Here is a 24,532-nt window from a genome sequence, read left to right as displayed (position 1 = left end):
AAAGCCAAAATCATCTGTCGCATGGAAGGGGAACTTTCAGGCTTATACGCGTTCCCCTTCATGAAATCAAACATGGATCACGTCGCGGCTTCGGTCAAAAGGACGATCTTGCCGATGTGTCCGGAGCTCTCCATTCGCGCATGTGCCGCAGCGGCGTCCGCGAGCGGGAAGGTGGAATCCATCACCGGCCGCACCGTGCCGGACTCGATCAGCGGCCACACCTTTTCGCGCAGCTGTGCGGCGATCGCCGCCTTGAACGCGGCCTCGCGCGGGCGCAGTGTCGAGCCGGTATGGACCAGCCGCTTGACCATCAGCCGCGAGAAATTGACGTTCTCCGCGATGCCGTTCAGCGTCGCGATCTGGCAGATGCGTCCTTCCACGGCCGCCACCTTCCAGTTCCGCTCCACATAGTCGCCGCCGACCATGTCGAGGATCACCTCGACACCGTGGCCGCCGGTCGCCTCCAGCACTACCTCGACGAAGTCGGCCTTGTTGTAGTTGATCGCATGGTCGGCGCCGAGCTTGCGCACAGCCTCCGCCTTGTCTTCCGAGCCAACCGTGGTGAAGACTTCCGCGCCGAAGGCCTTCGCCAGCTGGATCGCCGTCGTGCCGATGCCCGACGTTCCTCCATGCACCAGGAACCGTTCGCCCGCCTTCAGCCCTACCCGGTCGAAGACATTCGTCCACACGGTGAAGAAGGTCTCGGGCAGCGCGGCCGCCTCGGCCATGGTGAGGCCGGCAGGCACGGGCAGCACGCTGCCGGCGGGAGCGGCCACATATTCGGCATAGCCGCCGCCCGGTACCAGGGCGCAGACCTTGTCGCCCTTGGCAATGCCCGACACGTCGGGGCCGAGCGAGACGACGGTGCCGGCAACCTCGAGGCCCGGGATATCGGTGACGCCCGGCGGCGGCGGATAGTGGCCCATGCGCTGGATGACGTCCGGCCGGTTGACGCCCGCGGCCTCGACGCGGATCAGCACCTCGCCGGCCGCCGCCGCCGGGACGGGGCGCTGCATCGGCGCCAGCACATCGGGCCCGCCGGGTGTCTCGAAACCGATTGCCGTCATCATGCGAGGTGTGTCGCTCATCGTGCCAGTCCTCCTTCGGGCCGTTATAGCGTCCCGGTTTAAGACGTCCCGCAAGGCCTGACAATTGACGAGAGCATGATCGGACGGACATCCTGACGCCGGTCGGGGCCTTGCGGATACTCAGGAGGAGAACGCGAAAATGCAGGACGAGTTCGAATCGAAGACCAGTTCCCGCGCCTCTCCGGTCGTCGTGGGCGAGGATCTGTCGCGACTATCTGTGGATGAACTGACAAGGCGCATTGAGCGGTTGACAGAGGAGATTTCCCGTACCGAGCGAGAGCGGGACGCCCGCGGCGGCGTGCGCGCCGCTGCCGATGCCCTGTTCCGCAAGTGATCGCACGATCGGCGGCACCACAGTTAACTCACGCTATTTACTTCAAATTTGACTTTGGGAGCCTTTGCGTCAAGCAAGCAGATTCACTAAAAATTTAGTCATTTACTATTTATTAAGCTTTCTAATTCATAACTGTGGGTATCCAGTCATCTGGATTTCGAGTGGCTCCTGTCCACTCTGTTTGACGCCTCCCTGTTAATGACTTCGAGCCGCGGACACCGCGGCTCTTTTTTTGCCGGCTCCTTCGGTGTATCCCCTGTTGCGTGCCTACCCGCCTGCGCCAGACGGTGTGGCACGCCGATTGCACGATACACTTTGACCCGACCGCAACGCCCCGATTTGGGACATTTGCCCTGCCAAGGCCTCGCAGAAGCGCCGGCAGACACCGCGGTTGCAAGGTATTGAGACAAAGCTGGACAGGAGGCACTGGCGCATGACGGACTGGTTCTCATCCACACGGAGAAGCACCATCGACTTCGCCGACCGGCTCGCCAATTCGGAAATGTTCTCCGCACTTTTCCGGGATGGCATGGCCCTGGTCGAAGAGACCGCCGCTTATCTCGACGGCGAAGGACGGGTGCAGTCGAAGTCGCTGCCGCGTGCGGGCTCGCTCGCCTATGCGACGGAATCCATGCGCCTGACCACCCGGCTGATGCAGATGGCTTCCTGGCTGCTGCTCCAGCGCGCCGTCAACGAAGGCGAGATGTCGGCCGAGCAGGCCGGCAGCGAGAAGAACAAGGTGCGCCTCGACACGCTCTCCTCCACGCGCGGCGGACCCGGCTGGCAGGAGCTCCCCGAGGAGCTGCGCGACCTGATCGAGCGCTCGGTGCGCCTACAGGAGCGGATTCAGCATCTCGACAGGATGATCTACGAAAGCCGCCACGCGGAGCCGGTGCCGGTCGACAATCCGGTCGCGATCCAGCTCGACGTGCTCAGCGCCGCTTTCGGCGGGCGCGGCAGCTCGCTCGGCTAAGGCAGGCCCTTCGGACAGGATCGGCCCCCAAGGGCCATCCTTTCGAAACGCAAACCCGCCCGCGGGAACGACAGCAGATCCCGTGCGGACTGCCCGCCACCGCGGTACCGGCCTTTCCAGCGCCGCAAATTCCCGAAAACACGACGCGAAACGAAAAAACCCCGGAGCCTGAGGCATCCGGGGTTTTTCGTGTCTTGCATCCACCCGGCAGGGCGGAGCGGATTTCCGGGCAATCAGTTGCCCAGGAAACCGGCGTACTTGTTCTTGAAGCGCGAGACGCGGCCGCCACGGTCCATGAGCTGGCGGTCGCCGCCGGTCCATGCCGGATGGGTGCGCGGATCGATGTCGAGCTGCAGCGAGTCGCCGTCCTCGCCATAGGTCGAGCGCGTGTGGAACTCGGTGCCGTCCGTCATGACCACCTTGATGGAGTGGTAGTCGGGATGAATGTCCTTCTTCATCTTCTCGTCCCCGTGCCTGCGGCTTACACCGGCCCTGGGGAGGCGCGGCGCATTCATGTTGGAGTTGTCGGCGTGTCCCCGTCCGTCGGGCAGGACAAGCGCACCCGGTGGCGTCGTGTCACAGCTTCTTGACGAAGTCACGGATTCGTTGGCGGGCCACGCAGGCAAGCGCGCAGCACCTGAAACCTTGAGCGCGAGCCTATAGCCCATCCATCGGCCGAAAACAAGGCCGCAAAGCCGAGTTTCCGCCGCCGCCCGTCAGGGCCCCCGCGACAAATGCGACCGCTCGCGCAGGTTGGCCTTCCCGCCTCGAACCGGTATGGTCCGCCAGGCATCCGGCAGGAACAGAGAGCAAGAACAAGCGTGTCCCGATACGGCTCCCCCTCAACGCCCGACCGCGGCGGCAAACGCGATCTCAGGCCACTGGCCACCCTTCTTCCCTACCTGATCAAGTATCGGGGCCGGGCTCTCCTCGCGCTTCTGGCGCTGATGGGTGCGGCCGGGACGACGCTCGTCCTGCCGATCGCGATCCGACGGATGATCGATTTCGGCTTCGGCGCGGACGACCCGTCCCTCGTCGACAATTATTTCTCGGTGCTCATTCTCGTCGCCGCCGCGCTCGCGACCTTCTCGGCCCTGCGCTACTACATGGTGACCTCGCTCGGCGAGCGGATCGTCGCGGACCTGCGGGCCGACGTCTACAGCCACATCATCCGCCTTTCCCCCGGCTATTTCGACAGCGCCCGTTCTGGCGAGATGGTCTCGCGCCTGACGGCCGATGCCACCCAGGTCAAGTCCGCCGTCGGCGCCAGCGCGTCGATCGCCATGCGCAACCTGATGATGTTCCTCGGCGCCTCGGCGATGATGGTCGTCACCAGCCCGCGCCTGTCCATGTTCGTGCTCGGCGCGATCCCGGTCATCGTCCTGCCGCTCATCGCCTTCGGCCGCAGCGTGCGTCGTCGCTCGCGCCATGCGCAGGACACGCTGGCCGACGCCTCCGCCTATGCCTCCGAGACGCTCGGTGCGGTCCGCACCCTCCAGGCCTTCAACAACGAGGCGATGGCCAGCCTGCGTTTCGGCGGCAGCGTCGAGGAGGCCTTCCGCGCCGCACGCACGGCGATCTTCGCCCGCGCCCTGCTCACCGCCTTTGCGATGTTCATCATCGCCGGCAGCGTCGTCACGGTGCTGTGGGTCGGTGCCAGCGACGTGTTCGTCGGCCGCATCACCGCCGGCGAGCTCGGCCAGTTCCTGCTCTACTCGATCTTCGCCGCTGGCGCGCTCGGAGAGCTCAGCCAGGTCTGGGGCGAAATCTCGCTGGCCGCCGGCGCCGCCGAGCGCCTGTCCGAGCTGCTGAAGATCGAGCCGGAAATCGCCGCCCCGGAAAACCCGGTGAAGCTGCCGCCGCGCCTGTCGGGCGCGGTCGGGCTCGACGGCGTCTCCTTCGCCTACGGCGCGGGCGGCGGGCTGCCCGTGCTCACCGATGTCAGCCTCGATGTCGCGCCCGGCGAGACCGTCGCTATCGTCGGCCCGTCCGGCGCCGGCAAGTCGACGCTGTTCCACCTGTTGATGCGCTTCTACGATCCCACCAGCGGCACGGTGCGCGTCGACGGCACTTCCTTGCGCGACTGCGATCCGCTCGACCTGCGCCGCCAGATCGCGCTCGTGCCGCAGGACACCACGGTGTTTGCCGCCAGCATCGCCGACAACATCGCCTTCGGCCGGCCCGAGGCGACACGCGCGGAGATCGAGGCAGCTGCCCGCTCCGCCTTTGCCGACGAGTTCATCCGCGCGCTTCCCGAGGGCTACGACACGGCTGTGGGCGAGCGCGGCATCACCCTGTCGGGCGGCCAGCGCCAGCGCATCGCCATTGCCCGTGCCATCCTGAAGGACGCGCCGATCCTGCTGCTCGACGAGGCGACCAGCGCGCTCGATGCCGAGAGCGAGACCCTGGTGCAGACGGCGCTGGAAGGTTTGATGCAGGGGCGCACCACGCTCGTGATCGCCCATCGCCTTGCCACCGTGCTCAAGTCCGACCGGATCATCGTCATGGAGGGCGGGCGCATCGTCGAGAGCGGTACCCATGCCGATCTCGTCGCGCGCGGCGGCCTGTACGCCAAGCTCGCCAAGCTGCAGTTCGAGAGCGGGGCGCAGGCCTTCGACAGCCCGCGCGAGGACCGCAGTTCCGCCGCCGAGTAGAGCGCGCTCACTCTCACCCACATACGAAAAGGCCGGACGCCTCGGGCGCCCGGCCTTTTTTCGTCGTGTCGAGCGGGATGGCCCGGCTCAGTCCTCTTCGGCGACCGGCACCGTGTAGTTGAGCGGCAGGCGCCCGCCGTCGGCATAGAGCGTCTGGCCAGTCATGTAGCTGGAATCGTCCGAGGCGAGGAACGCGGCAACGCCGGCGATCTCCGACGGCTCGCCGACGCGGCCGAGCGGGGTGCGCGAGAGCACCCGCATGCGCGCCGCCTTGTCCGAGTTCACCGAGGCCAGCATGTCGGTCATGATCGAACCGGGGCCGATGCCGTTGACGCGGATGCCGTACGGCGCCAGCGACAGCGCCGCGACCTTGGTCAGCTGGTTCATGCCGCCCTTGGAGATCGAATAGGGCACCTGGTTGGCGATGGCGAAGACCGCGTTCACCGACGACATGTTGATGATGACGCCGGGCTCGCCGCCTGCCTCCACCTTGTCGACCATGTGACGAGCGACCGCCTGGGTGCACAGGAACGCGCCCTTCAGGTTCACCGACAGCACGCGGTCGAAATCCGCCTCGTCGAGATCGAGGAAGTCGCCGCCGATGACGATGCCGGCATTGTTCACCAGGATGTCGATGTCGCCGAAGGCATCCAGCGTCGCCGCCACCAGATTGCGCACGTCGAGCTTCTCCGCGACGTTGCAGTGGACGTAGCGCACCTCGCCGAGGGCCTTCAGTTCCTCCTCGGCCGCCTCGCCGCGCGCATCGTCCACATCGGCGATGACCACCTTGGCGCCGTCGGAGAGAAACCGGCGCGCAATGGCGTAGCCGATACCGCCGGCCGCGCCGGTGACGATGGCAACCTTCTTTTCCAGGGACACGGGGTTCCTCGCTATTGTCTGTTCACGCAATTTCGGGACGGGCCACCCGTACCGGGCAGCCATCTCAGCGGGCGAACATAGGCCGCGCCGCCGCCCCTGTCGATGCACGAGCGGCAAAAGCGTCTGGAGAACCGGGGGCGCACGGCGGTGCCGGCGGTCCCGATCTCCCGGCAGTCCTCAGCCGGCGACCGGCAGGCCCCGCTCCTTCAGCGCAGCGGCGATCTCGTCGATGATCGCCGGATCGTCGATCGTCGCCGGCATCCGGTAATCCGCACCGTCCGCGACCTGACGCATGGTCGCGCGCAAGATCTTGCCCGAGCGGGTCTTGGGCAGACGCTCGACGGTGATCGCCAGCTTGAACGCGGCGACGGGGCCGATCTTCTCGCGCACCAGGGCGACGAGCTCCTTCTCGATCTCCGCATGCGGCCGGTTGACGCCGGCCTTCAGCACGACGAAGCCGCAGGGCGCCTGACCCTTGAGCTGGTCGGCAACGCCGATCACCGCGCATTCGGCCACGTCCTTGTGGCTCGCCAGCACCTCTTCCATCGCGCCCGTCGACAGGCGGTGGCCGGCCACGTTGATGATGTCGTCGGTGCGCGCCATGATGAAGAGATAGCCGTCCTCGTCCATCAGGCCGGCGTCCGCCGTCTTGTAGTAGCCGGGGAACTCCTCCAGGTAGCTCGCATGGAACCGCTCCGGCGCATTCCACAGCGTCGGCAGGCAGCCCGGCGGCAGCGGCAGCTTGATCACCACATTGCCAAGCGCGTCCCTGGCGACCGGGTGCCCGGCATCGTCCACCACCTGCACGTCGTAGCCGGGCATGGGCACGGTCGGCGAGCCGTGCTTCACCGGCAGCATGCCGAGCCCGACCGGATTGCCGACAATGGGCCAGCCCGTCTCCGTCTGCCACCAGTGGTCGATCACCGGCACGCCGAGCTTGTCCTCCGCCCAGGCGATCGTGTCCGGGTCGGCCCGCTCGCCGGCAAGGAACAGGGTGCGGAAGGCGGCAAGGTCGTAGTCGCCGATCAGCTTGCCTTCGGGATCTTCCTTCTTGATCGCGCGGAAGGCCGTCGGTGCGGTGAACAGGCTGACGACGCCATGCTCGGAAATCACCCGCCAGAACACGCCGGCATCGGGCGTGCCGATGGGCTTGCCCTCGAACACCACCGTGGTCGCCCCTTGCAGCAGCGGCGCATAGACGATGTAGGAATGCCCGACGACCCAGCCGACATCGGAGGCCGCCCAGAACACCTCGCCCGGCGCGATGCCGTAATGGTTCTCCATGGTCCACTTCAGCGCGACCATATGGCCGCCATTGTCGCGCACCACGCCCTTCGGCTGGCCCGTCGTGCCGGATGTGTAGAGGATGTAGAGCGGATCGGTCGCCTTCACCGGGACGCAAGGCACCTCGCGCCCCTGCGCCAGCGCATCGCCGGCCAGCGCGCCGAGATCATGGTCGCGCGCTCCGTCCAGCGCCGCCTCGGCCTGCGGCCGCTGCAGCACGAAACAGGCCTCGGGCTTGTGCCGGGACATGTCGATGGCCGCATCCAGCAGCGGCTTGTAGGCCACCACCCGGCCCGGCTCGATGCCGCAGGACGCGGCGATGATCGCCTTCGGCGTCGCGTCGTCGATGCGGGTGGCAAGCTCGCGCGCGGCAAAACCGCCGAAGACGACCGAATGCACCGCGCCGAGCCTGGCGCAGGCCAGCATCGCCATCACCGCCTCGGGGATCATCGGCATGTAGATGATGACGCGGTCGCCCTTGCCGATGCCGTGGTCGGCCAGCACCGCGGCCATCGCGTTCACCCGCGCCAGCGTCTCCTCATAGGTGAAGACGGCCTTGGCGCCAGTGATCGGGCTGTCGTAGATGATCGCCGGCTGGCCGGGGCGTCCGCGCTCCACATGCCGGTCGAGGCAGTTGTAGCAGGTGTTGCACTCCGCACCCGCGAACCACTGGCCATAGCCGCCCATCGACGGGTCGAAGACCTTGTCCCAGGGCTTCACCCAGTCGATCTCGGTCGCGGCCTTCGCCCAGAAGCCCTCCGGATCGCGCTGCCACGCCTCGTAGACCTCGTGATAACGGCTGGCCATTGCCCTCACCTCCCTGTCGTTCCCGGTCGCACCGCCGCGCGGGGCTGCGCAGGCCGGACCTTTTCCCGCCCGTCACATGCGCGGGGACCTCCTCGCCCCCGCCCGGCTGCCGGACGTCTTCGACTGCGTATCTGCCGTCACCGAAAGGGGTAAGGCAAGCCTTGCGGCCCTATACATTCGGCGAATGGGAAGTTTGCTTAGGCGCGCGGCGTCGCCTCCCAAGCAACTCAACGTTCCCGCAACAGGCGGGAGATCGCCGCAATGCGCGGCATGGCCGCGTCCCTGACCGAGGCATGGATCCGCTCGGGAAACCCCGGTGGCAAGGCCTGTTCCACCTCTTCGAAAGCGCGCTCCGCCCTGCCGGCCACGTGCTCCAGCGCACGCAACGCCGTTCTTTCGGCAACATTGGCCAATCCGGCCGTCTGCGGAAAGTGGCGCGGCTGTATCTCGTCCACACGATAATGCCGGTTGCGGCCGGCAGACATGGCGAGCTTCATCTGCCGTTTCGTGATCTGACGAGCATCCAGCAGCGGCTGGACAGTGAGGATGTCGTAGAACGGTGTCAGGCGAAACGCACCGCCCGGCCTCAGGAAGAGGCTGAAGTTTTTCGCATGCCCGTCCGTTGCTCCGATCGCCCAGAAGAAAATCTGGGCGGCCAGGAACAGTTCCTGATCCTCGAGCGGCGTATCGCTTCCCTTGAGCAGGTCGAGAATCTCGACCATGCCCGGCCCGCCGTCGCTCTGGTATTTGAGCGTCGGGGGAACCGACAGCGCCTGGCAGCAGTCTTCCTGGGGCAGCCGCAGCAGGCGGCCGTCCCGCGTCCGCAAACGGTCGAAGCGCTCGATCACCAGCGCTTTCGTCTCTCCGAAGACGCATATCTCCGCCGCATTGACGGCAAGGCCGAAGGCCTCGGCCAGCTTCAGGCAGTAGAACTCGTTCTCCACGCTGTCGGCGAGGTTGATCCCGCCGGGTAGCACCCCGATCTGCGTCTTGAAGATATGTGTCGTCGGCGTCGTGCCATGCGGTTTCAGCCAGCGTCCGTCACGGCGCAGAAGAGCGGTCTTTTCCTGGACGCCGGCAAGAGAGATCCGAAAATCTTCGTCCCGCTCGATACCCAGCGGTGCCCTTGCAAGGTTCTGCAGGACCCTTTCGACGGCAGCCTCGTCCAGGACTTCGCCATTCGAGGAGCTGTCCTCCTTGCGCTCTTCGTCGCCGGCAACGAACTGCAGGGCTCCGACGCAATCGCGGCCGATCCGCGACAGCATGGCGAAGGCATCGATCCCCCGCGCGCCCACCGTCTCGGCCACCCGTCGGCGCAGGGCGTCGGAATCCGGCAGCAGGTTCTCGAACACCGCAAGGACCGGCTCCCCGCGATAGGCATCCTCCCGCAGAGGCAGCGACAAGGACACCGGAACCGCATTGGCCCGCTCCAGCCACCCGGTGTCATAGCGGAATGCAACGCCTCCACCCGGCTCCTTCAGCAGAAGGCCGACGAGGCGTCCGTTCTGGTAGACCCGCAGAGGCGGGTATGTCGGCCGGCGCCCCATTATCCGAACAGATCTTCAAGATCGTCGGTACGTGACGGGCCGGGCTCACGCGTACTGATCCTGAAATCCAGATCGAGCGCAGCCAGGATGGCCAGCAGCGTCTCGATACGTGCGGCCGGATTGCCGGTCTCGATGAGCGAGATCGTACCCTGCCGAAGACCGGTCCGTTCGCTGAGTTCCATCTGGCTCAGCCCCCGCTTTTTGCGGACGCGCCGGATAATGCTGCCGATCTGCTTCGGACTGCGTGCAAGGTCGCTCATGCTGGCCTCCTCACAGCTCTATACGCCAAACCCGATATCTCGCAAATATATAACACAGCGTATAATCTATTTTTATACGCTAAGAGATATATACTGAAATTATACGCTTTGGCGTATAGCGTTTGCTTTTCCCGGAAGGGACCTTAGTATGCCCCGCACCCTCCTTCAGGAAGCCCCCCGTGCATCCCGTCACCGACCCCTTGTTCTACGCCTTCGCCATCCCGGCGGTGATCCTGGTCGGCCTGGCCAAGGGCGGCTTCGGCGGGCCGCTGGCGCTGCTCGGCGTACCGATGATGAGCCTGGTGATCCCGCCGGTGCAGGCCGCCGGCATCATGCTGCCGATCCTCGTGGTCATGGACATGTCCGGCCTCATCGCCTATCGCGGCAAATATGACGGGGAGAGCCTGCGCATCCTGCTGCCGCCGGCGATCCTGGGCATCGGCATCGGCTATCTCGCGGCCGCCCATGTCAGCGACGCGCATGTGCGCCTGCTGGTCGGCAGCGTCGCCATCCTCTTCACGCTCGACTATCTGCGCGGCGGCGCAAAACGGGGCGAGCCGAAGCCGCAGCGTCCATGGGCCGGCCGCTTCTGGGGCGCCATTTCCGGCTTCACCAGCTTCGTCAGCCATACCGGCGGCCCGCCCTACCAGATCTACATGCTGCCGCTGCGGCTCGACCCGATCCGCTTCGCCGGCACCACGGTGCTGTTCTTCACCACGATGAACGCGGTCAAGCTGGTGCCCTATGCCGCGCTCGGCCAGTTCGACGCGACGAACCTTGCCACGTCCGCGATGCTGCTGCCCCTCGCGCCGCTGGCGACCCTTGCCGGCGTCTGGCTGGTGCGGCGGGTGCAGCCGGCGCTGTTCTACCGCATCACCTACCTCGCCGTCGGCGTGATCGGCCTGAAGCTCTTGTGGGACGGTCTGAGCGCCCTGCTCGCCTGAACGCCCTGCCTTTTATGCGCAGTTGATCGAAAAGGCCTTTGCGGCTTTGATGCCGGAGAAACGGCGGAAGCGAATAGCGCCGGCGACAGGGCACCTGCGGAGGAACGAATGGCCGATAACGGCAACCCTTTCACGCGCGATCTCGACAAGGTCCAGGCGAACTACACACCGCTTTCGCCCTTGAGCTTCCTGGCCAGGGCCGCCGCCGTCTTCCCCGAACACACCGCCATCGTGCACGGGCGCCAGCGCGTCTCCTATGCCGAGTTCTATGCCCGCAGCCGCAGGCTCGCCTCGGCGCTGGCCGCAAGAGGCATCGGCAAGAACGACACGGTCACGGTGATGCTCTCCAACACCCCGCCGATGCTCGAGGCTCATTACGGCGTGCCGATGACCGGCGCCGTGCTGCACTCGCTCAACACCCGGCTCGACGCCGCCGTCCTCGCCTTCCAGCTCGACCACGCGGAAAGCAAGGTCGTCATCACCGACCGGGAATTCGCCCCGGTGATGAAGGAGGCGCTGGCGCTGGCAAAGGTCTCCCCGCTCGTCATCGATTATGACGATCTGCAGTTTCCGCAAACGGGAGAGCTGCTGGGCGAGATCGGCTACGAGGAATTCGTCGCGTCCGGCGATCCCGACTTCGCCTGGCAACTGCCGGCGGACGAGTGGGACGCGATCTCGCTGAACTATACCTCCGGCACGACCGGCAATCCGAAGGGCGTCGTCTACCACCATCGCGGCGCCTATCTGCTGGCCCAGGCCAACGTCCTGACCGCCTCCATGGCCCGGCACCCGGTCTATCTGTGGACCCTGCCGATGTTCCATTGCAATGGCTGGTGCTTTCCCTGGTCGCTGTCGCTGGTCGCCGGCACCCATGTATGCCTGCGCTGGGTCCGCGCGCAGCAGATCTGGGAGGCGCTCGCCGAGGAGGGCGTCACCCATCTGTGCGGCGCTCCGATCGTCATGTCGACCGTGCTCAACGCGCCGGACGAGGAAAAACGCGACCTTGACGGGCGCATCGTCGAGTTCTTCACCGCCGCGGCTCCCCCGCCCGAGGCCGTGCTCGCGGCGATGAAGGAGGCCGGCTTCAACGTCACCCACCTCTACGGCCTGACCGAGGTCTACGGCCCTGCCGTCGTCAACGACTGGAAGCGCGAATGGGATGCGCTCCCCGCCACCGAGCAGGCCGCACTGAAGGCCCGCCAGGGCGTGCGCTACGTGGCGCTGGAGGATCTTGCCGTGCTCGATCCCCAGACGATGCAGCCGGTCCCGGCCGACGGCGAGACCCTGGGCGAGGTGATGTTCCGCGGCAATGTCGTGATGAAGGGCTATCTCAAGAACCCGGAGGCCACGGCCGAGGCCCTGTCCGGCGGCTGGTTCCATTCCGGAGATCTCGGCGTCATGCACGAGGACGGCTACATCCAGCTCAAGGACCGCTCCAAGGACATCATCATCTCCGGCGGCGAGAACATCTCCTCCATCGAGGTGGAGGACGTGCTGTTCAAGCATCGCGACGTCATGGCTGCCGCCGTGGTCGCCCGCCCGGACGACAAGTGGGGCGAGACCCCTTGCGCCTTCGTCGAGCTGCGCCCCGGCGCGTCGGTCGGAGCCGAGGAGATCATCGAGTTCTGCCGCGAGCGGCTTGCCCGCTACAAGGTGCCCCGGCACGTGGTCTTCACCGAACTGCCGAAGACCTCGACCGGCAAGGTGCAGAAATTCGTGCTGCGCGAGATGGCCCGAAAGGTCTGACGGCGCCCCGCTATTTCCCCCCATGAAACGGCAAAAGCCGCGGCACTGCCGCGGCTTCTGCTGTTTGCGGAAGGGCTTTGAGCCCTGCCCGTGTCAATGCAATATCTTCAGTGCAGGGTGGAACCGGCGCGAATCCGCTCGATCTCGTCCTTGAGCTGAAGTTTCTGGCGCTTGAGGGTGGCGATCTCCAGCGAGTCTGCGCTTGGATGACGCATCGCCTCTTCCAGTTTTCGCTCAAGATCCGAGTGACGCTTCTTCAACTCGACCAGATGCGACTGAAGGGACATGGACAAACCTCCTTGCCTATTCGCGTTTGACAACATGAGTGTGACACAGCCTGTGCGGCCTGTCGAACCCTTCCGGGACCCCTGGACGGCGGTTGCGGAATCGCCGTTAGCGCCGGGTTTACGTCGTATTTCGCTACGTCATTTTGACGATATCTTTCCGGTAATCTCCGCCTGCGACACCCTGTCCCGGCCGCTCGTCATGCCCCTCCCTTCACCATCGCGTTCAACGGGTCTACCGCCCGGCCCGCCATCGCGGTATCCTCAGGACGAGAAGCGGTTTTGCCTGCGGAGGGGAGTGTTTCCGCGGCAGGAGAGAGGATCGGCTTTTCGGAAAGGCCCTGCGACACGCGGTGGCTCTTCCGCTGATCTTGCGGGCGTTTGCGCCGGAAGTCTGGAGTAGAGGCATGGATGCGGGCATGGACAGCGAGTTCGACGACAAGACGGTGCGCATCGAGCTTGCGCGCCTGCGTCAGGAGCACCGGGACCTCGACATGGCCATCGGCGCCATGGTGGAGACCGGGCGTGCCGACGCGCTGCAGCTGCAGCGGCTGAAGAAAAAGAAGCTCGCGCTGAAGGACCGCATCTCCACCCTTGAGGATCGCCTGCTGCCCGACATCATCGCCTGACGGACGCTCGCTGCAACCAGCCCCCGCAAGCCCCTTGCGCCCTGCCCGGCTCTGCCTATAGTGCGGAGCCTTCCGGCACGACCGGCAACAGCAACCTCAGTCAGGGGCGCGCATGGGCGAGGCAAATCCGCAAGTGGCGATCATCATGGGCAGTCAGTCCGACTGGCCGACCATGAAACACGCCGCCGACACGCTGGAGGCGCTCGGCGTCTCCCACGAGGCGCGCATCGTCTCGGCCCACAGGACACCGCAGCGGCTTTACGATTTCGCGACCGGCGCGCGCGATGCCGGCTTCAAGGTGGTGATCGCCGGCGCCGGCGGTGCAGCGCACCTGCCCGGCATGACCGCGTCCATGACCCCGCTCCCCGTTTTCGGCGTTCCGATCGAGTCCCGCACGCTGAAGGGCGAGGACAGCCTTCTGTCCATCGTCCAGATGCCGGCCGGCATTCCCGTCGGCACGCTCGCCATCGGCCGGGCCGGTGCGGTCAACGCGGCGCTGCTTGCGGCCGCCGTGCTGGCCCTGACCGACAGCGCCCTTGCCGAGCGGCTCGACGCATGGCGCCAGCGCCAGTCCGACGCGGTCGCCGAGCACCCTTCCGACGACGCATGACCAGCAGGAACGACGGCAGATGATCAAGACCGGTGACCGGCCCCTGCGGCCCGGCGACACGATCGGCATTCTCGGCGGCGGCCAGCTCGGCCGCATGATTGCGCTGGCGGCGGCGCACCTCGGCCTGAAGACCCACATCTTCTGCCCAGATCCCGCGAGCCCCGCCTTCGACGTTGCCCATACCCACACCATCGCCGGCTATGACGACATCTCCGCGCTGGACATGTTCGCCGCGTCCGTCGACGTGGTGACCTACGAGTTCGAGAACGTCCCCGGCCCGACCGCCAGCCATCTGGCCGCCCGCGTGCCGGTGCGCCCGGGGCCGCGTGCCCTTGCGGTCTCGCAGGATCGGCTGGAGGAAAAGACCTTCCTGCAGACGGCCGGCATTCCGGTCGCCGGTTTCTGGCGCGTCGACAGCGACGAGGCGGCGGTTGCCGCCCTCGAGGAAGCCGGCGGCAAGGGCATCCTCAAGACCCGGCGCCTCGGCTATGACGGCAAGGGGCAGATCCTGCTGCGCTCGGGCGCGGAGGCGCGCGACGCCTTCACCCGGCTCGGCCGCCAGGCCGCGATCATGGAAGCCTTCGTTCCCTTCGAGCGGGAAGTTTCGGTCATCGCCGCTCGCGGCGTCGACGGCACCCTGCGCGCCTACGACGTCGCCGAGAACGTCCACCGCGACCACATTCTCAAGACCTCGACCGTCCCGGCGACCCTTGAGCCCGAGCTTGCCGCGCAGGCCCGGCAGATGGCGGAGACGGTGTGCGAGCGGCTCGACTATGTCGGCGTGATCGGCGTCGAGATGTTCGTTCTGCCGGAGGGAGCGGGCGGACCGCGCCTCGTCGTCAACGAGATCGCCCCGCGCGTGCACAATTCCGGCCACTGGACCCAGGACGCCTGCCAGGTGTCGCAGTTCGAGCAGCATGTGCGCGCCGTCGCCGGCTGGCCGCTGGGCAGCGCCGAGCGCCATTCCGACGTGGTGATGGAGAACCTGATCGGCGACGAGGCCGACCGCTGGGACGCGATCCTAGCCGAACCGGGCGCCTCGCTGCATCTCTATGGCAAGACGGAAAGCCGCCAGGGCCGCAAGATGGGCCACGTCAACCGCATCCGTCCGCTGAGGGCCTGAGGGCCCTCAGGCCCTCAGGATCCCTCCGCCGTCAGAGCAGGCCGATCCTCTCGCGCAGCGAGAAGCGCCACATGACGAGGACCGAGACGAAGGCAAGCCCCGCCGCCAGTCCGAGCCAGATCCCGATGCCGCCGAGGCCGAGAGGGAAGCCGAGGATATAGGCGCCGGTCATTCCCACACCCCAATAGCCGACGATCGCCATGATCATCGGCACCTTGGTGTCCGACAGGCCGCGCAACAGGCTGCCGCCGATCACCTGCGCCCCGTCGAAGACCTGGAACAGCGCGGCGACCGCCAGGAAGCTGACGCCGATGGCGAAGACATTCGCCGCGTCCGGATTGTCGAAGTCGAGGAACAGGCCGACCAGCGTGCCGGGAATCACCCAGAAGGCGATGGCGCAGGCGCCCATGAAGGCCATGCCGATGCCGAAGCCCGTCCAGCCCGCGCGCCCGACGCCGGGCCGGTCGCCGCGCCCGGCCGCCAGGCCGATGCGGATCATCGCCGCCTGGCCGATGCCGATCGGCACCATGAAGGTGATCGAGGCGAGCTGCGTGGCGATGCCATGGGCCGCAAGGTCGATGGTGCCGATCCAGCCCATCATCACCGAGGTGCCGGAAAACAGCGCCACCTCGACCAGCAGCGTCACCGCGATGGGCCATCCCAGCCAGACGATCTCGGCGAGCTTGGGCCAGTCGGACCGCCAGATCCGGCCGAACACGGCATAGCGCCGCAGCTGCCGGTCGCGCAGGACATAACCGACCAGCAGCAGCAGCGTCACCGTCGCGGTGATCACGGAGCCGATGGCAGCGCCCACCAGCTCCAGCCGCGGAAAGCCGAAATGGCCGAAGATCAGCACATAATTGACCGCCGCATTCATCACGGCGCCGGCGATCGTCGCCCACAGCACCGCCTGCGCCCGCTCCATCACGGTGATGAAGCTGCGCAGCGCCATGGTCAGCAGCGAAGGCAGCAGCGAGATCATCATGATGCGGGCATAGCCGCCGGCGAGCGCCGCCACTTCCGGCTTCTGGCCGAGCGCGATCAGCAGCTCCTCGGTGTGCCACATCACGGCCCAGGCCGGGATAGAATAGAAGGCGACGAACCAGAAGCCCATGCGTACGGCCCGGCGCAGGTCGCGCGCCTTGCCCTCGCCGCGCGCACGCGCCGCGAGCGGGATCACCGCCTGCAGCACGCCCATGCCGAAAAGCCAGAGCACGATATAGAGATTGAAGGCCAGCACGGCGGCGGCCAGCTCGGTCGCGCCGAGCCAGCCGATCATCAGCACGTCGGCGGTGTTGACCGCCATCTGCGCCACCTGCGCCCCGGCGATCGGGGCGCCGAGCGCCAGTGTCGGCAGGATGTCACCGCGCCAAAGGACGGAAAACCGGCCGGCCGCGCGGGTCGGAGACGTATCGTTCATCCCATGCACTCCGGGAGCGCCCGGAGCTCACACCGGCGCGTCGATACCGGGCAGAGCCTCGGGACAACGCAACCAGGTCCCGCACGGGCGAAGGACTTGGACGCCGGGTGGCACTGCGCCGCAAATGGACGAAACCTGAGCCAACAACCGGGAAACCTTCCTAGTCGCTCACTACAACCGTGTCCACAAAAACCGGCCGGCACAGCATGACGCACCGATGCTGAAATCGTGTGACGATAAGGGCCCGGAGTGACCGCTTCAAAGCCGCGAAACAGTGCATTTCGCGGGCGAATGCAGGTGGACAAGCGCAATCGCCTCTGCTAACACAACGCCCTGACTGGCGACGCGAGGGCGGCGCAGCCTTGTCTTTATGCAGGTTGCAGCCCCTTCCCGGATGGCGACCGGTTCCGGTTGCGGTTCGACTTCGCTTCCGCATCACATTGAGATTGCTCCGGCACAGGATGCAGGTCCGCATCCCGTGCAAACACGATGGGAAAAGACGCGTGCAGGTTCTGGTCCGCGACAACAATGTCGATCAGGCGCTCAAGGCGCTTAAGAAGAAAATGCAGCGCGAAGGCATCTTTCGCGAGATGAAGCTTCGCGGCCACTACGAAAAGCCGTCCGAGAAGAAGGCCCGCGAGAAGGCTGAAGCCGTTCGCCGCGCCCGCAAGCTGGCGCGCAAGCGCGCCCAGCGCGAAGGCCTGCTGCCGAGCAAGGCTCCCCGCCGCTAAACGGCCCGGCGCGATTTTCATCGCGCCTCTTCAAGCCGATCCCTTCAGGTCTTTCGCCTCCTGCTCCGGGCCGACGAGCCCGGCATGGAGGCGAAGCCGTTTGAGCCGACGGCGTCCGCTCGCGGGCGGCTGCCGGCAATACGGATCGACCTTGCCTCGGCGGGCGGCAGGCTCGCCGGGTTTCCGCCCGATTCGGCTGACACCCTCGCGCGGGTGGATCGCGGCGGGCGATCATGCCATTGTTCCGGCACGAACCCCGTGACGAGGACAGGACCAATCGAGGTGGCGGCATTGCAGCATAAGGCGAAGTTTCGACCCGCTCCCTGGAAGGGCATCGTCCTTTCCGCAGCGCTGCTCGCGGCGGGCTGTCAGGCTGCCGGATTGTCTTCCGGCGTGCCGATTGACCGCTCGGCCGGCTCTGCCGCCAATATCGATTCGCTCAATGCGGTGATCGAGGCCAACCCGCGCGACGCGGCCGCCTACAACACCCGCGGCATCGCCTACGGCCAGGCCGGACGCTTCAAGGAAGCGATGGCGGATTTCGACACGGCCCTGCAGCTGTCGCCGAACTCCTATCAGGCCTATGCCAACCGCGCGCTGGTCCATCGCCGCATGGGCAACATCAACGCCGCCGTCAACGACTACAGCGCGGCCCTGCGCATCAAGCCGGATTACGACCTTGCCCTGGTCGGGCGCGGCAATGCCTATCGCGAGCTCGGCCGCGTCGATCAGGCGCTGGTCGATTTCGACGCCGCCATCCGGCTCGACTCGAGCAACGCCCGCGCCTTCCACAATCGCGGTCTGATCCACCAGGCGCGCAGCAATCACCAGCGCGCCGTCGAGGATTTCGCCACCGCCATCGGCCTCGATCCCAACGCGGCCGAACCCTATATCGCGCGCGGCATCTCCTATCTCGCTCTCAACGATCCCAAGGCTGCGCTGTCGGACCTGTCCGACGCGGTGAACCGCGACCAGCGCTCGGCCATTGCCTGGGCCAATCGCGGTATCGCGCTGGAAACGCTCGGCCAGACCAGCGACGCGCGCCGGTCCTACAACCGAGCGCTCGGCATCGACGCCTCCAACGAGATCGCCCGCGAGGGCATCGGCCGGCTCGATCGCGGCTCGCCCAACGTCACCCGCAGCTGACGACGCGGCGCGGCTTTGCCGGGGGCGGCACGCCCCCGCGCCATCCCCGCACTTAGCATTACCCACCCCTCCATCTGACGTACTCGGCAGGCCCCGCCCACGCGGGGCTGCGCGCCCTGCGAATGGCCTTTGCGCGCCTTTTCCGTTGACGCATGGCGCCCTGGCGCATCCGCGTTACGCGTGCCTGTTCCCGCAAACGCGAAACGGCCGGCAGCGGGTGATCGCTGCCGGCCGTTTCATGTGTTTCGGTTGGCGCCCTTACGGCCTCAGTGGAGCGAGACCACCGGAAGCAGCACCACGGCCGGACCCTCGAACCGGTCCGGGCGCGGCATCTCGCCATCACGCGCGGACACGCCGAAGCGGTTGGCATAGACCCGGCCGCCCGGGGCCATCAGCAGTTCTAGACGACGCTGGTTCGGGTGCTGCAGCTGGGCAAAGGTCTGCGTGCGGGTGTTGGTCAGGCCCGAGATGATGTCGGGAATTGCCGTGCGGTCCGGCAGCGCCGCGAAGCGGGCCAGCGGATCGCGGATCACCGGCTCGGGCAGGCGGCCGGACACCGATGCGGCCTGGCGCGCGGCCGGAGCCGCGGAGGCGGCGGGTGCCCGCGTCTGCGATGCGGTGGACGTGCCGAGCGCGGTGGCCGAAGCGGTGGCCGGCGCATAGGCCAGCGTCGCGCCGGCGATATCCACCTGCGGCTTGCGGCTGGGCTGCGCGCCGGTCGCGGCGGCGATGGCCGACACGCCGTCGGCCGGAGCCGGACGCGGACGGGCGGCGAGCGGCGAGCCGGTCGTCGCGGCATCGATCGGGCCCTGGCGCAGTTCTGCCGGCTTGGCGGGCGGCGCGATGGCAGCGACCGTGATCGGAGCCTGCGTGGGCGTCTGCTCTGCGGCGGCGACGGTGGTCGCCTCCACGGCCGGGAGGCCGCCTGCCAGCCTGCGGGCCTGGCCGTCGAGCGTGCCGCCATTGCCGGCGCCGGCTGCTGCGGCGACGATCGCCTGGAAGTCCTGCGGCTTGAGGCGCGGCATCACCTGGACGATGGTCACCGATTCGCTGGCGGCGGCGGGCACCGGGGCCGGCGCTGCCGCCGAGCGCACGCCCGGAGGCGCCTCGGACGGAACGGGAGCCGGGCTGGCCGGAGCAGCGCTGGCAACCTGCGTACGGGTCACCGGAGCCGGCGGGGTCGGCTGCGTCGCGACATCCTCGCCCTCGTCCTCGTCGCCGCCGAAGATGCGGGCGAACAGGCTCGGACCACCGGAGCTCGCGCCGCCGGCCGGACGCCGCGTGATGCCGCCATCCTCGATATCGCCGGAGCGGCGGGGCGTTCCGGACGATGCGCTGGCAACGGCCGTCGGACGGCTCGACACGCCGCGCTTGTGGCGCGCCAGCGCCTCGGCATAGCCGGGCATCTTCTTGCCGTCGGTGGGCACGTGGATGGTATCGCCGCGCGGGAACACCTTGGCCAGCTGCGAGCGGGTCATGCGCGGCCAGTGGCGCACCGAACCGGTGTCCATGTGCACGAAGGGCGTGCGCGAGGTCGGATAGAAGCCGACGCCGCCGATTTCCTTGCGCAGGCCGATGGCGCGCAGTTTGGAAATGTTGACGCCGGGAATGAAGAAGTCCATCGCCTTGCCGCGCGTGTGCTGGCTGTTCTTGGCGACGCCGCGCGAGCGGCCGCGCAGCATGTTGTTCGTCGCGGGCGAGCGATAGGAGGAAACGACGTGGATCGCCTCGTTCGTGCCGGCCTGCTGATACACTTCCCAGATGAGATCGAAGAGCTTCGGATCCATCTTGGTGCTTTCGTTGCGCCGCCAGTCCCGCAGGAACCGGTTCAGCTCGCGAAGCCCCTCGGACACATAGCGGCCGTTGCGCTTGAACGTGATCGACACGCGCTCATGCGTATGGGTGTTGTAGAGCTTCAGCGTGCGCGTCTCCGCAGACGCCGGAGACAGCGACATGGGCGACAGCAGCGCCAGGGCGAAAGCGGCAAGCGCCAGTGCTGGCAACGCGCGATATCGCAGCCGGGAAAACCATGCCTCGAGCAATGTCAGTCTCGCTTGTTTGCCGGCGGTTCCGCCGAACATCGCCCCCCGTCGGACTGATGTAAGGGACCGAGGTTAAGAAGCCTTTACCGTATTCCGAAATGAGCGCAAATCGTGGCAATTGCGCATCATTACCGAAAAAAATGCCGATAAGCGGCCTTTTCTCTCATGTGTGGCCCCGCCGTCAAGGGCGGCAAGCCCCTGCGCGCCCGCTCGACCGGCACGCAAGGGACGATCATCGGACGATTCCGGTGCCGCCGGAACGACTCGCCTGCACGATTTTTTCAGATCTCAGTAGTCGGAGCTTGCCCGCTGGCGGCGCATGAACATGCGCTGGCGCTCGGCGGCAAGGTCGACCACCTTCTGCTTCTTCGCCGGCTCGGTCTGCGCCACCGGGGGGCGTGCCCGCTTCACCGGAGCGGCCACCGCATAGCGCTGCCAGCCCTCCCAGCCGTCGATCTCCAGCGCCTTGGTCAGCGTGGCGTTGTGGCCATAGATGTCCGGACGGCGCTGCAGATTGCCGTTCTCGTCGACGAAGGCGGTGAAATAGGCCAGATGCACCGGCACCGGCCGAGTCAGGTCCGCCCGCTTCTCCTGTCCGCCGATCATCGACTTCAGCCGCGCCGCGGTCCACTGGCCGTCCAGCTGCAGCAGCGCATCGGCGAAATCGAACGGATCCTGCACGCGCACGCAGCCATGCGAGAAGGCGCGGGCAGAGCGGGAGAACAGGCTCTTGGACGGCGTGTCATGCAGGTAGACCGCATGCCGGTTGGGGAACATGAACTTGATCTGGCCCAGCGCGTTGCCGCCGCCCGGCCGCTGGCGGATGCGCACCTTGTTGAGGTTCACGCCCGCCCAGTCGATCGAGGACGGATCGACCACGCGCCCGCCGGCCAGCACCTCGTAATTGCGCTGCGACAGATAGCTGGCATTCGACATGATCGACGGCAGCAGCTCTTCCGAGGCGATGGAATAGGGCACGTTCCAGTAGGGATTGACGATGACGTGGTCCATCACGTCGGAGAAGACAGGCGTCTGGTTCGACGGCTTGCCGACGACGACGCGGGTCTCGTAGACCTGCGCCCCGTCGCGGAACAGCCGCGCCTTGAACTCCGGGATGTTCACGAAGATATGGAAGGCGCCGAGGTCGCGCGGCATCCAGCGCCAGCGCTCCATGTTGGCGAGGATGTCGCTCTCGGCCATGCCGTCGTCGGAGACAGCGTTCAAGGCCAGCAGCGTGCGCGGGCCGACGACGCCGTCGGCATGCAGCCCGTTCTTGCGCTGGAAGGCGAGCACCGCCTCCTTCACCCGCGCATCGAACAGCTCTTCCGCCAGGACTTCGCTCCCGGCGGCCTCGCTCGCCGCGCTCTCTCCGGCAACGGTCGCATCTGCCACGGCTGCATCTGCCACGGACGCGTCCGCAACAGCGTCCTCGGCGGACACCGCATCTGCAACAGCATCCTCAGCAGACACCGCGTCCGCAACAGCATCGGCAGCCGCCTCGGCCTCTGCCGGCGCCTCGGCGGCGGTTTGCACCGCCAGCCCGAGCCGGGCCCGTAGCACCGCAACGCGCGCATCGCGCATGCCTTCCTTCAGCGTCGCACCTTCCGGCACCATCGGCGGCGTCTCGTCCCTGCCGCGCGCACGGATCTCGGCCAGCTTCTCGCGCAGCGCGGCAAAGCCCGGCTGCGGCGGATTGTAGCCCTCGAGCGTCGCCGCCGGATCGGCGGAGGCGGCAAGCGCGGCCAGCACCTCCTGCGGCTCGGGATGCACCGGGTCCAGCGTCACGTTCTTCGACAGGGACACCGGCTGCACGCGGCCGGCCTGCGCATGATCGGCATAGGCAAGGGCCGCGGCCGACAGCAGCGCCTCGAACCGCGCGGCCCGCGCCTCGTCCATGCGTCCGGCGGAGCGGGCCAGTTCGCCCGGCAAGGCGTAGTCGGAGACCTTCAGCCCGTCGCGGTCCGCCTGCCCCAGACGCGCGACCAGCCGCCGCGCCTCGACCGTCGGCACGCCATCGGCGATCCACAGCGGCTCGTAGCCGCGCGCGGCGTAGAACTCTTCCAGCTGCTTGCGCCGCTCCGCGCTCATGAAGGGCAGCGCATTGTCGGTTTCGGAAAAGCCGGCCCCCGTCTCTAGCAGGACGGCGAGCGCCGGTTCGGGCAGCGGCGCGGCAATAACGGCCGGCGTCTCGGCGTCCGTGGCCGCACCGGTGATTGCCCCCGTCGTTGCCAGCGCCGGCAACGCGCTCGTCAGCATCAGGCCGGCAAGGGTGGCTGCGGCGATGCCGGCCGGGCGAAAACGGATGCTGCGGGCCATGAAGCTCTTCCGGTTGTCCCGCACGGGCGAACCGCGCCCGTGCCGAGGTGATTCTCTTTTGTGAAGTCCCAACAAGCCGCCAGGGTTCCGTCAATGCAAGTCACGTTGCGTCACGGGCGGTCCTACTCGGCCGCCTCCGCATCGGGTGTTGCATCGAGGCCATAGTCCTTCAACTTGCGGTAGAGGGTAGAGCGCCCTATCGACAACCTGCGCGCGACTTCGGTCATGCGCCCGCCATAGTGGTCGATGGCGGTGCGGATCATCTCCGCCTCCACGTCTTCCAGCTTGCGGACATGGCCGTGATCGTCGAGCGAGCGCACATAGCCGAAGGGCGTCGCCGGCCCGCCCCCGCCATCGCCGAGGGCGACACCGGCGGTCTGCGGTGCCTGGCTGGCCATCGTCTCGCCTCCCGGCTCGCCCTCGCCCTGCGATGCCGGAGCTGCCTCGTGAGAAACGGGGGGCCGGGCGATGGCGCTCCGCGATGCGGCCGGCAGGCTGCCGACGCTTGCCTGCACCTGCGGGAAGTCGTCCGCGACCAGATGGTCGCCCTCGCACAGCACCACGGCGCGGAACACCGCGTTCTCCAGCTGGCGGATGTTGCCCGGCCAGTCGTAGGCCTGAAGCATGGCGACCGCATTCGGCGCAGCGGTGGAGATATGCGGGCGCCCCTCCTCGGCGGCGAAACGCGCCAGGAAGTGCCGCACCAGGTCGGGAATGTCCTCCGGCCGGTCCCGCAGCGGCGGCAGCCACAGCGGAAAGACGTTGAGCCGGTAGTAGAGGTCCTCGCGGAACTGGCCGTCCTTCACCAGGTCGATCAGCCGCCGGTTGGTCGCCGAGATCAGCCGGAAATCGACCTTCACCGGCCGCCGCGAGCCGATCGGATCGATCTCGCCTTCCTGCAGCGCGCGCAGCAGCTTCACCTGGATGTCGAGCGACAATTCGCCGACCTCGTCGAGGAACAGCGTGCCGCCATGGGCTTCCTGGAACTTGCCGACATGCTTGTCGACCGCCCCGGTGAAGGCGCCCTTCTCGTGGCCGAACAGGATCGATTCCACCAGGTGCTCGGGGATCGCGCCGCAATTCACGGTGATGAAGGGCTTGGCCCGCCGCTCGCTGGAGCCCTGGATCGCGCGGGCGATCAGCTCCTTGCCGACGCCCGATTCGCCCTCGATCAGCACCGGGATATGCGAGGTGGCGGCCCGCCGCCCGACGCGGATCACCCGCTCCATCGCGTCCGACCGCGTGACGATGTCGTCGAAGGAGAAGGTGCCGCTTGCCTGCTTGTGGATGCGGGTGATCTCGCCTTCCAGCGCCGACATGCGCATGAAGGTGCGGATCGCCACCTCCAGCCGCTCGGGCGACACGGGCTTGACCACGAAGTCCTGCGCCCCGGCGCGGATCGCGTTGACCGCCGCATCGATGCCGGCATGCGCCGTCTGCACGATGATCGGCACGGTCTTCTTCATCTCGCGCAAGCGCGCGATCACGCCCATGCCGTCGAGCTCGGGCATCACCAGGTCGAGGATGACGAGGTCGACATCGCCGCCCTCCGCCGAAGCCATCATCGCCACGGCCTCGGCGCCGTTCTCGACACTGCGCGCCCGGTAGCCGAAGCGCTTGACCGCCTCTTCCAGCAGGCGCCGCTGCACGGGATCGTCGTCGGCGATGAGGATGCGTCCGCCTGTGGGGATCATGCGTTCGCCTGCCTTTTCGGA

Annotated in this window: 21 protein-coding genes; 10 read left to right on the top strand and 11 right to left on the bottom strand. The window is 67.1% G+C overall.

All coding sequences use genetic code 11. The annotated features are described in order from the left end of the window. Positions 1-77: 77 nt before the first annotated feature. Complete coding sequence (locus tag ACVJ6E_RS13675) at positions 78-1,088, bottom strand: NAD(P)H-quinone oxidoreductase (RefSeq protein ID WP_120269604.1); 1,011 nt, start codon at positions 1,086-1,088, stop codon at positions 78-80. 139 nt (positions 1,089-1,227) lie between these two features. Between ACVJ6E_RS13675 and ACVJ6E_RS13670 the strand changes: the two genes are divergently transcribed. Beyond that, positions 1,228-1,422, top strand: a complete 195-nt coding sequence (locus tag ACVJ6E_RS13670; RefSeq protein WP_120269605.1) for a DUF1192 domain-containing protein — start codon at positions 1,228-1,230, stop codon at positions 1,420-1,422. A gap of 433 nt (positions 1,423-1,855) precedes the next feature. Beyond that, on the top strand, positions 1,856-2,395 hold the full coding sequence (gene rcdA, locus ACVJ6E_RS13665; RefSeq protein WP_120269606.1) for a protease adaptor protein RcdA: 540 nt from the start codon (positions 1,856-1,858) through the stop codon (positions 2,393-2,395). Positions 2,396-2,628: 233 nt separating this feature from the next. Here the strand turns inward: rcdA and rpmE are convergent, their stop codons facing one another. Next, on the bottom strand, positions 2,629-2,853 hold the full coding sequence (gene rpmE / locus ACVJ6E_RS13660; protein ID WP_067218687.1) for a 50S ribosomal protein L31: 225 nt from the start codon (positions 2,851-2,853) through the stop codon (positions 2,629-2,631). A 276-nt stretch (positions 2,854-3,129) separates the two neighbouring features. On the opposite strand from rpmE, the gene ACVJ6E_RS13655 reads away from it, so the two are divergent. Next, positions 3,130-5,049 carry an ABC transporter transmembrane domain-containing protein gene (locus tag ACVJ6E_RS13655; RefSeq protein WP_120269607.1) on the top strand — a complete coding sequence of 640 codons (1,920 nt, stop codon included), beginning with the start codon at positions 3,130-3,132 and terminating at the stop codon, positions 5,047-5,049. Between the two features lie 87 nt (positions 5,050-5,136). Here the strand turns inward: ACVJ6E_RS13655 and ACVJ6E_RS13650 are convergent, their stop codons facing one another. The 4 genes from ACVJ6E_RS13650 to ACVJ6E_RS13635 form a co-directional block, all read right to left on the bottom strand. Continuing rightward, positions 5,137-5,928 carry an SDR family NAD(P)-dependent oxidoreductase gene (locus tag ACVJ6E_RS13650; RefSeq protein ID WP_120269608.1) on the bottom strand — a complete coding sequence of 264 codons (792 nt, stop codon included), beginning with the start codon at positions 5,926-5,928 and terminating at the stop codon, positions 5,137-5,139. A 177-nt stretch (positions 5,929-6,105) separates the two neighbouring features. Next, the gene (locus ACVJ6E_RS13645) at positions 6,106-8,019 is read right to left on the bottom strand and encodes a propionyl-CoA synthetase (protein WP_120269609.1); all 1,914 of its coding nucleotides are present in this window, start codon (positions 8,017-8,019) and stop codon (positions 6,106-6,108) included. Positions 8,020-8,246: 227 nt separating this feature from the next. After that, positions 8,247-9,566 (bottom strand): type II toxin-antitoxin system HipA family toxin, encoded by a 1,320-nt coding sequence (locus tag ACVJ6E_RS13640; RefSeq protein WP_120269610.1) that lies wholly within the window; start codon positions 9,564-9,566, stop codon positions 8,247-8,249. Continuing rightward, positions 9,566-9,826: a helix-turn-helix domain-containing protein gene (locus tag ACVJ6E_RS13635; protein ID WP_120269611.1), complete on the bottom strand. Its 261-nt coding sequence runs from the start codon at positions 9,824-9,826 to the stop codon at positions 9,566-9,568. The genes ACVJ6E_RS13640 and ACVJ6E_RS13635 overlap by 1 nt, the downstream gene beginning before the upstream one ends. A gap of 179 nt (positions 9,827-10,005) precedes the next feature. Between ACVJ6E_RS13635 and ACVJ6E_RS13630 the strand changes: the two genes are divergently transcribed. Next, positions 10,006-10,770 carry a sulfite exporter TauE/SafE family protein gene (locus ACVJ6E_RS13630; protein WP_120269612.1) on the top strand — a complete coding sequence of 255 codons (765 nt, stop codon included), beginning with the start codon at positions 10,006-10,008 and terminating at the stop codon, positions 10,768-10,770. A gap of 108 nt (positions 10,771-10,878) precedes the next feature. Then, complete coding sequence (locus ACVJ6E_RS13625; protein ID WP_120269613.1) at positions 10,879-12,516, top strand: acyl-CoA synthetase; 1,638 nt, start codon at positions 10,879-10,881, stop codon at positions 12,514-12,516. 107 nt (positions 12,517-12,623) lie between these two features. On the opposite strand, the gene ACVJ6E_RS13620 is transcribed toward ACVJ6E_RS13625, so the two are convergent. After that, positions 12,624-12,803: a YdcH family protein gene (locus tag ACVJ6E_RS13620; RefSeq protein WP_120269614.1), complete on the bottom strand. Its 180-nt coding sequence runs from the start codon at positions 12,801-12,803 to the stop codon at positions 12,624-12,626. 404 nt (positions 12,804-13,207) lie between these two features. Between ACVJ6E_RS13620 and ACVJ6E_RS13615 the strand changes: the two genes are divergently transcribed. The 3 genes from ACVJ6E_RS13615 (at position 13,208) to ACVJ6E_RS13605 (ending at position 15,162) form a co-directional block, all read left to right on the top strand. Beyond that, entirely contained in the window at positions 13,208-13,429 is a 222-nt protein-coding gene (locus ACVJ6E_RS13615; protein WP_199681294.1) for a YdcH family protein, read from the top strand. A gap of 112 nt (positions 13,430-13,541) precedes the next feature. Then, the gene (gene purE / locus ACVJ6E_RS13610; RefSeq protein WP_120269615.1) at positions 13,542-14,039 is read left to right on the top strand and encodes a 5-(carboxyamino)imidazole ribonucleotide mutase; all 498 of its coding nucleotides are present in this window, start codon (positions 13,542-13,544) and stop codon (positions 14,037-14,039) included. A gap of 19 nt (positions 14,040-14,058) precedes the next feature. Beyond that, entirely contained in the window at positions 14,059-15,162 is a 1,104-nt protein-coding gene (locus ACVJ6E_RS13605) for a 5-(carboxyamino)imidazole ribonucleotide synthase (RefSeq protein WP_120269616.1), read from the top strand. 31 nt (positions 15,163-15,193) lie between these two features. On the opposite strand, the gene ACVJ6E_RS13600 is transcribed toward ACVJ6E_RS13605, so the two are convergent. Then, complete coding sequence (locus ACVJ6E_RS13600) at positions 15,194-16,582, bottom strand: MATE family efflux transporter (RefSeq protein ID WP_120269617.1); 1,389 nt, start codon at positions 16,580-16,582, stop codon at positions 15,194-15,196. Positions 16,583-17,085: 503 nt separating this feature from the next. Here ACVJ6E_RS13600 and rpsU point away from each other — a divergent pair. Beyond that, positions 17,086-17,313, top strand: a complete 228-nt coding sequence (rpsU, locus tag ACVJ6E_RS13595) for a 30S ribosomal protein S21 (RefSeq protein WP_029059436.1) — start codon at positions 17,086-17,088, stop codon at positions 17,311-17,313. A gap of 393 nt (positions 17,314-17,706) precedes the next feature. After that, the gene (locus ACVJ6E_RS13590) at positions 17,707-18,459 is read left to right on the top strand and encodes a tetratricopeptide repeat protein (protein WP_491676474.1); all 753 of its coding nucleotides are present in this window, start codon (positions 17,707-17,709) and stop codon (positions 18,457-18,459) included. A 266-nt stretch (positions 18,460-18,725) separates the two neighbouring features. Here ACVJ6E_RS13590 and mepK read toward each other — a convergent pair whose 3' ends face one another. The 3 genes from mepK to ACVJ6E_RS13575 form a co-directional block, all read right to left on the bottom strand. Further along, positions 18,726-20,462: a peptidoglycan L,D-endopeptidase MepK gene (gene mepK, locus ACVJ6E_RS13585; protein ID WP_491676473.1), complete on the bottom strand. Its 1,737-nt coding sequence runs from the start codon at positions 20,460-20,462 to the stop codon at positions 18,726-18,728. A gap of 327 nt (positions 20,463-20,789) precedes the next feature. Beyond that, entirely contained in the window at positions 20,790-22,817 is a 2,028-nt protein-coding gene (locus ACVJ6E_RS13580) for a L,D-transpeptidase scaffold domain-containing protein (RefSeq protein ID WP_208996748.1), read from the bottom strand. A gap of 122 nt (positions 22,818-22,939) precedes the next feature. Further along, on the bottom strand, positions 22,940-24,511 hold the full coding sequence (locus ACVJ6E_RS13575) for a sigma-54-dependent transcriptional regulator (RefSeq protein ID WP_120269619.1): 1,572 nt from the start codon (positions 24,509-24,511) through the stop codon (positions 22,940-22,942). Positions 24,512-24,532: the final 21 nt, after the last annotated feature.

The organism is Stappia sp. G46H5W (assembly GCF_058448995.1).
Note: the sequence above shows the minus strand (reverse complement) of the source record. Positions and strands in the feature narration are given on the sequence as shown.

Bases quoted from the DNA above. Each gene is read 5' to 3' on its own strand.
- ACVJ6E_RS13675 (WP_120269604.1), bottom strand. From the start codon at position 1,088: ATGAGCGACACACCTCGCATGATGACGGCAATCGGTTTCGAGACACCC.
- ACVJ6E_RS13670 (WP_120269605.1), top strand. From the start codon at position 1,228: ATGCAGGACGAGTTCGAATCGAAGACCAGTTCCCGCGCCTCTCCGGTC.
- rcdA (WP_120269606.1), top strand. From the start codon at position 1,856: ATGACGGACTGGTTCTCATCCACACGGAGAAGCACCATCGACTTCGCC.
- rpmE (WP_067218687.1), bottom strand. From the start codon at position 2,853: ATGAAGAAGGACATTCATCCCGACTACCACTCCATCAAGGTGGTCATG.
- ACVJ6E_RS13655 (WP_120269607.1), top strand. From the start codon at position 3,130: ATGCGACCGCTCGCGCAGGTTGGCCTTCCCGCCTCGAACCGGTATGGT.
- ACVJ6E_RS13645 (WP_120269609.1), bottom strand. From the start codon at position 8,019: ATGGCCAGCCGTTATCACGAGGTCTACGAGGCGTGGCAGCGCGATCCG.
- ACVJ6E_RS13640 (WP_120269610.1), bottom strand. From the start codon at position 9,566: ATGGGGCGCCGGCCGACATACCCGCCTCTGCGGGTCTACCAGAACGGA.
- ACVJ6E_RS13635 (WP_120269611.1), bottom strand. From the start codon at position 9,826: ATGAGCGACCTTGCACGCAGTCCGAAGCAGATCGGCAGCATTATCCGG.
- ACVJ6E_RS13625 (WP_120269613.1), top strand. From the start codon at position 10,879: ATGGCCGATAACGGCAACCCTTTCACGCGCGATCTCGACAAGGTCCAG.
- ACVJ6E_RS13620 (WP_120269614.1), bottom strand. From the start codon at position 12,803: ATGTCCCTTCAGTCGCATCTGGTCGAGTTGAAGAAGCGTCACTCGGAT.
- ACVJ6E_RS13615 (WP_199681294.1), top strand. From the start codon at position 13,208: ATGGATGCGGGCATGGACAGCGAGTTCGACGACAAGACGGTGCGCATC.
- purE (WP_120269615.1), top strand. From the start codon at position 13,542: ATGGGCGAGGCAAATCCGCAAGTGGCGATCATCATGGGCAGTCAGTCC.
- ACVJ6E_RS13605 (WP_120269616.1), top strand. From the start codon at position 14,059: ATGATCAAGACCGGTGACCGGCCCCTGCGGCCCGGCGACACGATCGGC.
- ACVJ6E_RS13600 (WP_120269617.1), bottom strand. From the start codon at position 16,582: ATGAACGATACGTCTCCGACCCGCGCGGCCGGCCGGTTTTCCGTCCTT.
- ACVJ6E_RS13580 (WP_208996748.1), bottom strand. From the start codon at position 22,817: ATGGCCCGCAGCATCCGTTTTCGCCCGGCCGGCATCGCCGCAGCCACC.
- ACVJ6E_RS13575 (WP_120269619.1), bottom strand. From the start codon at position 24,511: ATGATCCCCACAGGCGGACGCATCCTCATCGCCGACGACGATCCCGTG.